The 9,638-nt window shown below is 71.7% G+C and carries 7 protein-coding genes; 5 read left to right on the top strand and 2 right to left on the bottom strand.

The features are described 5' to 3' along the window. Positions 1-375: 375 nt before the first annotated feature. The 5 genes from AE652_RS26355 to AE652_RS26335 all read left to right on the top strand — a co-directional run bounded on the left by AE652_RS26355 (position 376) and on the right by AE652_RS26335 (position 5,720). Positions 376-1,200 (top strand): ABC transporter ATP-binding protein, encoded by an 825-nt coding sequence (locus tag AE652_RS26355; RefSeq protein WP_049655803.1) that lies wholly within the window; start codon positions 376-378, stop codon positions 1,198-1,200. A gap of 194 nt (positions 1,201-1,394) precedes the next feature. Continuing rightward, complete coding sequence (gene efeO / locus AE652_RS26350) at positions 1,395-2,543, top strand: iron uptake system protein EfeO (RefSeq protein WP_049655802.1); 1,149 nt, start codon at positions 1,395-1,397, stop codon at positions 2,541-2,543. Between the two features lie 114 nt (positions 2,544-2,657). After that, positions 2,658-3,959 carry an iron uptake transporter deferrochelatase/peroxidase subunit gene (gene efeB / locus AE652_RS26345; RefSeq protein ID WP_049655800.1) on the top strand — a complete coding sequence of 434 codons (1,302 nt, stop codon included), beginning with the start codon at positions 2,658-2,660 and terminating at the stop codon, positions 3,957-3,959. Between the two features lie 48 nt (positions 3,960-4,007). Beyond that, positions 4,008-4,856, top strand: coding sequence for an iron uptake transporter permease EfeU (gene efeU, locus AE652_RS26340; RefSeq protein WP_049655799.1), 849 nt, complete (start codon positions 4,008-4,010; stop codon positions 4,854-4,856). 252 nt (positions 4,857-5,108) lie between these two features. Beyond that, positions 5,109-5,720 (top strand): DUF4232 domain-containing protein, encoded by a 612-nt coding sequence (locus AE652_RS26335; RefSeq protein WP_159028565.1) that lies wholly within the window; start codon positions 5,109-5,111, stop codon positions 5,718-5,720. A 139-nt stretch (positions 5,721-5,859) separates the two neighbouring features. On the opposite strand, the gene AE652_RS26330 is transcribed toward AE652_RS26335, so the two are convergent. Both AE652_RS26330 and AE652_RS26325 read right to left on the bottom strand, forming a co-directional pair. Continuing rightward, entirely contained in the window at positions 5,860-8,421 is a 2,562-nt protein-coding gene (locus tag AE652_RS26330) for an ABC transporter permease (protein WP_049655795.1), read from the bottom strand. A gap of 62 nt (positions 8,422-8,483) precedes the next feature. After that, positions 8,484-9,254: an ABC transporter ATP-binding protein gene (locus AE652_RS26325; protein ID WP_049655792.1), complete on the bottom strand. Its 771-nt coding sequence runs from the start codon at positions 9,252-9,254 to the stop codon at positions 8,484-8,486. Between the last annotated feature and the right edge of the window lie 384 nt (positions 9,255-9,638).

Here is a 9,638-nt window from a genome sequence, read left to right as displayed (position 1 = left end):
GCCAGGCCCCGCTCCGCCAGCACGGCGGCCAGCCGCCCGGCCCGCTCCACCAGCTCCCCGTACGTGAGCTCCTGCCCGCCGCAGCGCACGGCCACCGCGGCCGGCGCCCGGCGGGCCCGTTCCTCGACCAGCCCGTGCAGCGTGCCGGCGGCCCGTTCCCCGTCCGCGGTCATCGAGTCCCCCCTCGTCCCCCCTCGGAAAGGGCACCATCCTCCTCCCAACTCCCGCCGGGCGACAGGGTTCTGGCGCGTCCACCCCTCGGACGCCCCGACCTCCCGCGACTCGACGGTTGTACTCTGCACGCGGACGGACGGCGCCGGACCGTCCCGTGCGGCGCCCCGCCCGCACCCTGCCCGGCACCGTGATCGGAGTCCCATGAACTCATCCGCCCCCGACTTCGCCGGGCCGGTGCTGCGCACCCGCGACGTGGACGTCGTGCGCGACGGCCGCCACCTGCTGCGCGGGATCACCCTGGAGATCCGGCCCGGCGAGCACTGGGCGCTGCTCGGCCCCAACGGCGCCGGCAAGTCCACCCTGCTCGCGCTGCTCGGCGCCGTCTCCCACCCCACCCGCGGCGAGGTGGACGTGCTCGGCCGCCGGCTCGGCCGGGTGGACGTCCGCGAGCTGCGCGCCCACCTCGGGCACGTCAATCCGCGCCACCCGCTGCGCTCGCCGCTGAGCGTGCGCGAGGTGGTGCTCACCGGCTACACCAACACGATCGAGCCGGAGTTCCACCGCAAGCCGGCCCCGGAGGCGCTGGAGCGGGCCGAGCAGCTGATCGACACGCTCGGCATGCGCGCGATGGCCGAGGCCGCGTGGACGACGCTGTCCCAGGGCGAGCGCGGCCGGGCCCTGATCGCCCGCGCGCTGATGCCCAGCCCCCGGCTGCTGCTGCTCGACGAGCCGGCCACCGGGCTCGACCTGACCGCCCGGGAGCTGCTGCTGGACAGCCTGGACCTGCTGCGCCACCAGCACCCGGAGCTGGCCAGCGTGCTGGTCACCCACCACCTGGAGGAGCTGCCGGAGAGCACCACCCACGCCCTGCTGCTGCGCGGCGGCGAGTGCGTGGCGGCCGGGCCGGTGGACGAGGTGATGACCACGGAGCTGATCAGCGAGACCTTCGGCCACCCGATCCGGATCAGCCGGCACGAGGGCCGCTGGACGGCCCGGGCCGCGGCCCGCCGGACGCCGGGACGGTAGTCGCCCGCCGGGACGGTGGCGGCCTGCCGGGCAGGACGGCCGCCCGCCGGACGCCGGGACGGTAACGGTTCAGGGGGTGGGTGTAGACGGAAAATCGTCTTTACGTAAGGTATGCCTTAGCTAATGATGGTCTGCTGGTCCCCGGCCGGCCGCACTGCCTTGGCACACCCATGCCCTTTCCCGTTGGAGCCCGCATGTCCGCCCGTCGCCGTTCCACCGCAGCCGCGCTGCTCACCCTCGCCGTGGCGACCGCAGCCCTGGCCGGCTGCGCGTCCAAGAAGGACGACAAGGCCGGCGGCTCCGACGCGGTCAAGGTGAACGCGACCGACACCGCCTGCGAGGTCTCCAAGACCACCTTCCCGGCCGGCCACGTCGTCCTGGACATCAGCAACAAGGGCTCCAAGACCACCGAGGTCTACGTCTACGGCGACGGCGACAAGATCGTCACCGAGCGCGAGAACATCGGCCCCGGCACCAAGGCGAGCATCAACGCCGAGATCAAGGCCGGCTCGTACGAGATCGCCTGCAAGCCCGGCATGGTCGGCAACGGAATCCGCCAGAAGATCACCGTCACCGGCGAGGGCGGCAGCGCCGCGCCGGCCGACCCGCGCCTGGCCGCCGCCGTCGACGCCTACCGGAAGTACGCCCAGGAGCAGGCCGACGCCACCATCCCGGCCGTCGAGGCCTTCGCCGCCGCGATCAAGGCGGACGACCTGGAGAAGGCCAAGTCGCTGTACGCGCCCTCGCGCACCGGCTGGGAGCGCACCGAGCCGGTCGCCGAGAGCTTCGGCGACGTCGACCCGAAGACCGACACCCGCGAGGACAAGCTGGAGCCGGGCCAGGCCTGGACCGGCTGGCACAAGCTGGAGAAGTCGCTCTGGGCCGACGCGAAGATCGGCGACGACGAGAAGAAGCTCGCCGACCAGCTGGTCGCCGACCTCAAGGACTGGCAGAAGAAGATCCCCGAGGCGGAGATCACCGCGACCAGCATGGCCAACGGCGCCAAGGAGCTGCTGGACGAGGTCGCCACCAACAAGATCACCGGTGAGGAGGACCGCTACAGCCACACCGACCTGGCCGACTTCCAGGCCAACGTCGAGGGCGCGCAGAAGGCCTACGAGCTGCTGAAGCCGGTCGCCTCCGAGAAGGACGCGGAGCTGGCGAAGACGCTGGACTCCGAGTTCGCCGCCATCAACACCCTGCTGGCCAAGTACAAGCAGGCCGACGGCACCTTCACCTCCTACGACAAGGTCACCGAGGCCGAGCGCAAGGCCTTCTCCGACGCGGTCAACTCGCTGGGCGAGCCGCTGTCGAAGCTGGCCGCCGCCGTGGTCGTCAAGTAACCGGCCACCCCGCCCCGAAGTACCCCGCCGACGCCGTGGCGGCCCGCTATCCGGGCCCCACGGCCTCCGCGGGTCAGCGCAGAAGTCCAGCACAGTAGAAGGGCCCGCCCGCCGATGGACGCGGAGAACGAGCAGCAGAACGGGACGCCGGCCGCCGCCGACGCCACCGGGACCAGGGGCGCGGTCAGCCGACGCGCCGTCATCGGCTGGGCCGGTGCGGGCGTCGCGCTCGGCGCCGCCGCCGTCGGCTCGGTCGCCGCGGCCACCCGGCAGGACGACGCCGTCCCGGTCGCCGCCCCCGTCGGCGCCGAGGTGCCGTTCTACGGCGAGCACCAGGCGGGCATCTCCACCCCGGTCCAGGACCGGCTGCACTTCGCCGCCTTCGACGTCTCCGAGAAGGCCACCCGGGAGTCCCTGGTCAAGCTGCTCAAGGAGTGGACCAAGGCGGCCGCCGCGATGACCGGCGGCCGCGAGGTCGGCACCGGAGCGGTGCCCGGCTCGCCGGAGGCGCCGCCGGACGACACCGGCGAGGCCCTCGGCCTGCCCGCCTCCCGGCTCACCCTGACCATCGGCTTCGGGCCGAGCCTGTTCGAGAAGGACGGCGTCGACCGCTTCGGCCTCCAGGCCAAGCGCCCCGAGGGCCTGATCGACCTGCCGAACTTCAAGGGCGACAAGCTCGACCCGACCCGCAGCGGCGGCGACCTCTGCGTCCAGGCCTGTGCCGACGACCCGCAGGTCGCCGTGCACGCGATCCGCAACCTGGCCCGGATCGGCATGGGCACCGTCAACATCCGCTGGTCGCAGCTCGGCTTCGGCAAGACCTCCTCGACCACCCCGGACGAGCAGACCCCGCGCAACCTGATGGGGTTCAAGGACGGCACCCACAACATCGCGGGCACCGACGGCGCGAAGCTGGCCGACCACGTCTGGGCCGCCCCCGGCGACGGCCCGGAGTGGATGACCGGCGGCTCCTACCTGGTCGCCCGGCGGATCCGGATGCACATCGAGACCTGGGACCGCGCCTCGCTGAAGGACCAGGAGGACACCTTCGGCCGCACCAAGGGCGAGGGCGCCCCGTACGGCAAGGGCAAGGAGCACGACGCGCCGGACCTCGCGGCGATGCCCGCGACCTCGCACGTCGCCCTCGCCCACCCGGACGCCAACAGCGGCCTGATGATCCTGCGCCGCGGCTTCTCCTTCACCGACGGCACCGACGGCCTCGGCCGCCTGGACGCCGGGCTGTTCTTCCTCGCCTACCAGCGCGACACCCGCAAGGCCTTCGTCCCGCTCCAGCAGAAGCTCGCGGCGAGCGACAAGCTCAACGAGTACATCCAGCACGTCGGCTCCGCCCACTTCGCCTGCCCGGCGGGCGTGCGCAAGCCGGGGGAGTGGTGGGGCCAGGCCCTCTTCGGCTGACACCCCTCCTGTTCTCCCGTACCATCTCGACACCCCCCAGGAGCCCGCGTGTTCGGCAACTACCTGATCGGCCTGCGCGAAGGCCTCGAAGCCAGCCTGGTCGTCTGCATCCTGATCGCCTACCTGGTCAAGACCGGCCGCAAGGACCGGCTGCCGCCGGTGTGGATCGGCGTCGGCTCGGCCGTGGCGCTCTCCATGGCCTTCGGCGCGGTGCTCCAGTTCGGCTCCTCGCAGCTCACCTTCGAGGCCCAGGAGGCGCTCGGCGGCTCGCTGTCGATCATCTCGGTCGGCCTGGTGACCTGGATGGTCTTCTGGATGCGGCGCACCGCCCGGCACCTGAAGACCGAGCTGCACGGCAAGCTGGACGCGGCGATCGCGATGGGCACCACCGCCCTGGTGGTCACCGCCTTCCTGGCCGTCGGCCGCGAGGGCCTGGAGACGTCCCTGTTCATCTGGACCGCCGTCCAGGCCACCGGCGACGGCTGGAACCCGCTGATCGGCGCCGCGCTCGGCCTGCTCACCTCGGTGGTGCTCGGCTGGCTGTTCTACCGGGGCGCGCTGAAGATCAACCTGGCCAAGTTCTTCACCTGGACCGGCGCGATGCTGGTCGTGGTCGCGGCCGGCGTCCTCGCCTACGGCGTGCACGACCTCCAGGAGGCCGGCTGGCTGCCCGGCCTGCACAGCACGGCCTTCGACATCTCCAGCACCATCCCCAAGGACAGCTGGTACGGCACCCTGCTGAAGGGCGTGTTCAACTTCCAGCCGGCCCCGACGGTGCTGCAGCTGGTGGTCTGGCTGCTCTACCTGGTCCCGACCCTGGCGGTGTTCTTCAACGTCCTCGGCGGCGGCAGGAGCAAGAAGCCCGCCCAGCCGGTGGCCGCCAAGCCGGCCGCCTGATCCGGCCGTTCGACCTGTTCCACCCGTAGCACCCGCTCCACCCCGCTCCCCCCGTCCCGCCCCGTCCGGCACCCGCCGGCCGGGGCGGTTTGGTATGAGCGGAGCCAGTTCTCGCCAGGAGCGGTCGGAACCAGTCAGGAAGACGACGAAAACGGTCAGCTCTGACAAACTGCAGTCCCAGTGGAACCGTTGCGCCACCACCTTCGTACTTAGGGTGACAGCACCATGCCATTACCCACACATGGGGGGAACATGACCGTTCGCAGGCCTGCCAGGTTAGTCGCCGCCGGTGTCGCCGCCCTCGCGGCGACCGTGTTGCTGACCGCGTGCGACGACGTGAAGTACACCGACGACAAGCCGGGCGACCCGAAGGCGAGCGCCGCCGGGGCCACCGTCCCGGGCGACCCGATGGCCGGCCAGGCGGCCGGTTCGCGCTGCAAGAGCGACGACATCACCGCCACCGTGCAGCTCAAGGGCGCGGGCTCGGCGATGCTGACGATCAAGAACAAGAGCAGCCACAACTGCACCCTGTACGGCTACCCGGGCTTCGGCGGCCTGAAGGCCGACAACAGCGCGGACGCGCTGGCGGCCAACCGCGAGTCGTACCCCGGGCCCGCGGTGCTGGTCACCCTGAAGCCCAACAAGTCCGGCTACGCGGGCCTCAAGTGGAGCGCCTGCGACAAGTCGGACGCGACCTGCCACGTGCTCACCGGCCTCCAGGTCACCGCGCCGGACGAGACCACGGCGGTCACCGCCGAGGTGCTGGGCACCGACGGCAAGCCGGCCGGCCAGCTGCTGGTCTCGGCCGCCGGGCTGACCACCGGTACCCTGCAGCCGAACAACGAGAAGGTGCTGTTCAACTGATCCGCTTCACCCGATCCGGTTCACCTGATGCTGTCCGGTTGACGATGTCCACCTGATGATGCTCGCCTGATGACACGACGGAGCCCCCGGGCCGGTTCTTCCGAACCGCCCCGGGGGCTCCATCTGTTCCGGGCCCGGACTACTGGCTCTTGATCGAGTCCAGGATGTCCAGCTTCGCCGCCCGGTGGGCCGGCCAGAGCGCGGCCAGCAGGCCGATCACGGCGGCCGCGAGCAGGAAGCCGACGGTCTGCACCGGCGGCACCACGGTGGTGATGTCCTTGAGGCTGTCCGCCAGCGTGCGCACACCCGCCCAGGCGACCAGGATGCCGAGTCCGACACCCACCAGCCCGCCGAACAGCGCGATCAGCAGCGACTCCAGCCGGACCATCCGGCGGATGCCGAGCCGGTCCAGGCCGATCGCCCGCAGCATGCCGATCTCCCGGCGGCGCTCGAACACCGACATGGCCATGGTGTTGACCACGCCGAGCACCGCGATGACCACGGACATGCCGAGCAGCCCGTACATCATGTTCAGGATGCCGGTGATCATCTGGCGGTTCTCCGCCTTGATCTCCTTCGCGCCCTTGACCGCGATCAGCGGGTTGCCGCCGGTCGCGTCGCGCAGCGCCTGCTTCAGCTCCTCGGTCGCGCCGTTGGTGCCCTTGACCAGGACCTTCTCCAGGCCGGTGGCGGGCGCCAGGTGCGGGGCGACCACGGCCTCCGGGACGATGACCGAGGCCAGCGCGGTGTTGGCCTCCAGGATGCCGCCGACGGTCAGCGAGCCCTTGGCGCCGTCCGGGTAGGTGACGGCGAGGGTGTCGCCGACCTTGTAGCCGGCGCGCTCGGCGCGGCCCGAACTGACCAGCAGCCTGCCCTGCTTGAGGGCGTCCGGGGAGCCCTCCTTGACCTTGACGGTGGCCACCTGGTCGATGGTCGCGGCGTCCACCGCGGTCATCCACTCGCTGTCCTCGCCGTTCTGCCCGGTTTTGACGGTGACGCTGCGCTCGGCGCTGATCACGCTGACGCCGGGCGCCTTGGCGATCTGGGCGGCGACCTCGGGGGAGAGCTTCGAGAAGTTCTGCATGGCGACGGTGTAGTCGGCCTTGAGGTCGGTCTCGGCGGCCTTGTCCACGGCCTGGTTCACCGAGGCGCCGATCACCGTCAGCGAGGTGATCAGGGTGACGCCGATGGTCAGCGCCGAGGCGGTCGCGGCGGTGCGGCGCGGGTTGCGGACCGCGTTTTCCTGGGCCAGCTTGCCTGGGGCGCCGTACACGGCACGCAGCAGCGGGGCGAACAGCGCGATCAGCGGCCGGGACAGCAGCGGGGTCAGCACGAACACGCCGATCAGCAGCGTGCCGGCGCCGAGGCCGACCAGCTTGACCTCCTTGCCGGCCACACCGCCGGCCAGCGCGGCGAGGCCGGCCAGGGAGAACAGCAGGCCGATGGTGTTGCGGATCCGCAGGCCCTTCTGGGTCGCGGGCTGCTCGGCCGAGCTCATCGCCGCCACCGGGGCGATCCGGGAGGCCCGGCGGGCGGGCAGCCAGGCGGCCAGCACCGTCACCAGCACGCCGACCGCGAGCGCGGCGACCACCGTGGTCGGGGCGATGATCAGCGGGCCGTCCGGCAGGTTCGCGTCCATCGGGCCGTTGAGCAGCGACTTGAGTCCGGCGGCGATGCCGATGCCCGCCAGCAGACCGGTCACCGCGGCGGTCAGGCCGACCAGCACGGCCTCGATCAGCACCGAGCGGGTGATCTGGCGGCGGGTGGCGCCGACGGCGCGCAGCAGCGCCAGCTCCTTGGTGCGCTGGGCGACCAGCATGGTGAAGGTGTTGGCGATGATGAAGATCCCGACGAACAGCGCGATGCCCGCGAAGCCCATCAGGACGGTGGTCAGGACGGTGGTGCCCTTCCGGATCATCTCGTCCTGCTCGGCGGCGAGTTCACGGCCGGTCTTCGCCTCGATGGAGTCGCCCTGCGGGACGGCCTGCTTGACGGCGGTGAGCAGCGCGGCGTCGTCGGTGCCCGGCTTGGACCTGACGTCCAGCTCGGCGTAGCGGCCCGGGGTCAGGTAGAGCTGCTGGGCGGTGGCGGTGTCGAAGGCGGCGAGCGAGCCGCCGGCCACCACGCGCGGGTCGTTGGTGGTCAGGGTGCCGGTGAGCTTGAGCTTCATCACCGGGCCGTTGACCGCGACCCGGACGGTGTCGCCGACCTTGTAGCCGCCCTTGTCGGCGGTCTTGCGGTCCAGCGCGATCTCGGTGGCGTCCTTCGGGCCGCGGCCCTCGACCAGCGGGTAGCGCGGGTCGGTGCCGTCGGCGCCCGGCACGTAGTTGGTGCCGGTGGTGGAGAAGCCGTTGCCGATCAGCGCGCCCTTGGTGTCGGCGATGCCGGCGAAGCCGCTGACCACGCCGCGGACCTCGGCGACGCCGGGCACCGCGGCGACCTTGGTGCGGGTCTCCTCGGTGAGGGTCGGGCCGGCGATCCGGCCGCCGTCGTCGTCGCTGAGGTTGCGGGCCTCGCGGTCGGCGACCGTGACGGCGACGTCGGTGTAGCTCTTGGAGTTCTGGGTCCTCAGCGCGTTGCCGAAGGTGTCGGAGAAGACCAGCGTGCCGGACACGAAGGCGGTGCCGAGCATGACGGCCAGTACCGTCATCAGCAGCCGGCCCTTGTGGGCGAGCACATTGCGCAGTGCGGTGCGGAACATGAGGGAGTGTCAGTCCTGGGGGTACTCGGGGGACGGGTGGCTTCGGGCCTCGGTGGGCCGGATCAGCTGGTGCGGCCCTTGGCGTCGAAGCGGCGCATGCGGTCCAGGACGGTGTCGGCGGTGGGCTGGTGGAGTTCGTCGACGATGCGGCCGTCGGCGAGGAAGACGACGCGGTCGGCGTAGGAGGCGGCGACGGGGTCGTGGGTGACCATGACGACGGTCTGGCCGAGCTCGCGCACGGAGTTGCGCAGGAAGGAGAGGATCTCGGCGCCGGAGCGGGAGTCGAGGTTGCCGGTGGGCTCGTCGGCGAAGATGATGTCGGGCTTGCCGGCCAGGGCGCGGGCGCAGGCGACGCGCTGCTGCTGGCCGCCGGAGAGCTGGGAGGGGCGGTGGCTGAGGCGGCCGGAGAGGCCGACGGTGTCGACGACGCGGTCGAGCCAGGGCTTGTCGACCTTGCGGCCGGCGATGTCCATGGGGAGGGTGATGTTCTCCAGGGCCGTCAGCGTGGGGAGCAGGTTGAAGGCCTGGAAGATGAAGCCGATGTGGTCCCGGCGCAGCTGGGTGAGCTGCTTGTCCTTGAGGCCGACGAGCTCGGTGTCGCCGATGGTGGAGGAGCCGGAGGTAACGGTGTCGAGGCCGGCCATGCAGTGCATGAGGGTGGACTTGCCGGAGCCGGAGGGGCCCATGATGGCGGTGAACTCGCCCTGGGGGAACACGACGCTGACGTTGTCGAGGGCGACGACGCGGGTCTCCCCCTCCCCGTAGACCTTGTTCAGGCTGGTGGCTCGGGCGGCCGCGCGGCCGGTGTGGACGGCGGTTGCGGGGAACGTCACGTGGACTCCTCGGGCTGATTAACGGAATGTTTAACTCCGTAACATCATCCCAAGCTGTTCGAATGCGATTCGTATGCCACGCGGAGGGTCGGCCCCCGCCGACCCGGCGGGACGGCGGGGGGCCTTCTCCTCCTCAGGTATGACGCCGGACCCTGAGGACCAAGGGCCCCGGCAGGTTCCGGACGGTTCCGGAAGGGGCCGGGGCCCGGCCGACTACTCGACCGCCACGCCGAAGGCCGCCGCCAGCCCGGCCAGGCCGTTCGTCACCGCCCGCCCGGACGGGCTGAACTCCCAGCCGCCGGCGGCCCGGCGGAACGCCCCGAGCAGCATCGCGCTGTCCGGCACCCCGCCGGTCGGGCCCGCCCAGGCGTCCGGTCCGCCGGC

It is taken from the genome of Kitasatospora sp. MY 5-36, from assembly GCF_001182915.1.
Taxonomy (GTDB): Bacteria; Actinomycetota; Actinomycetes; order Streptomycetales; family Streptomycetaceae; genus Kitasatospora.
This window is presented reverse-complemented; position numbering and strand designations above follow the sequence as displayed.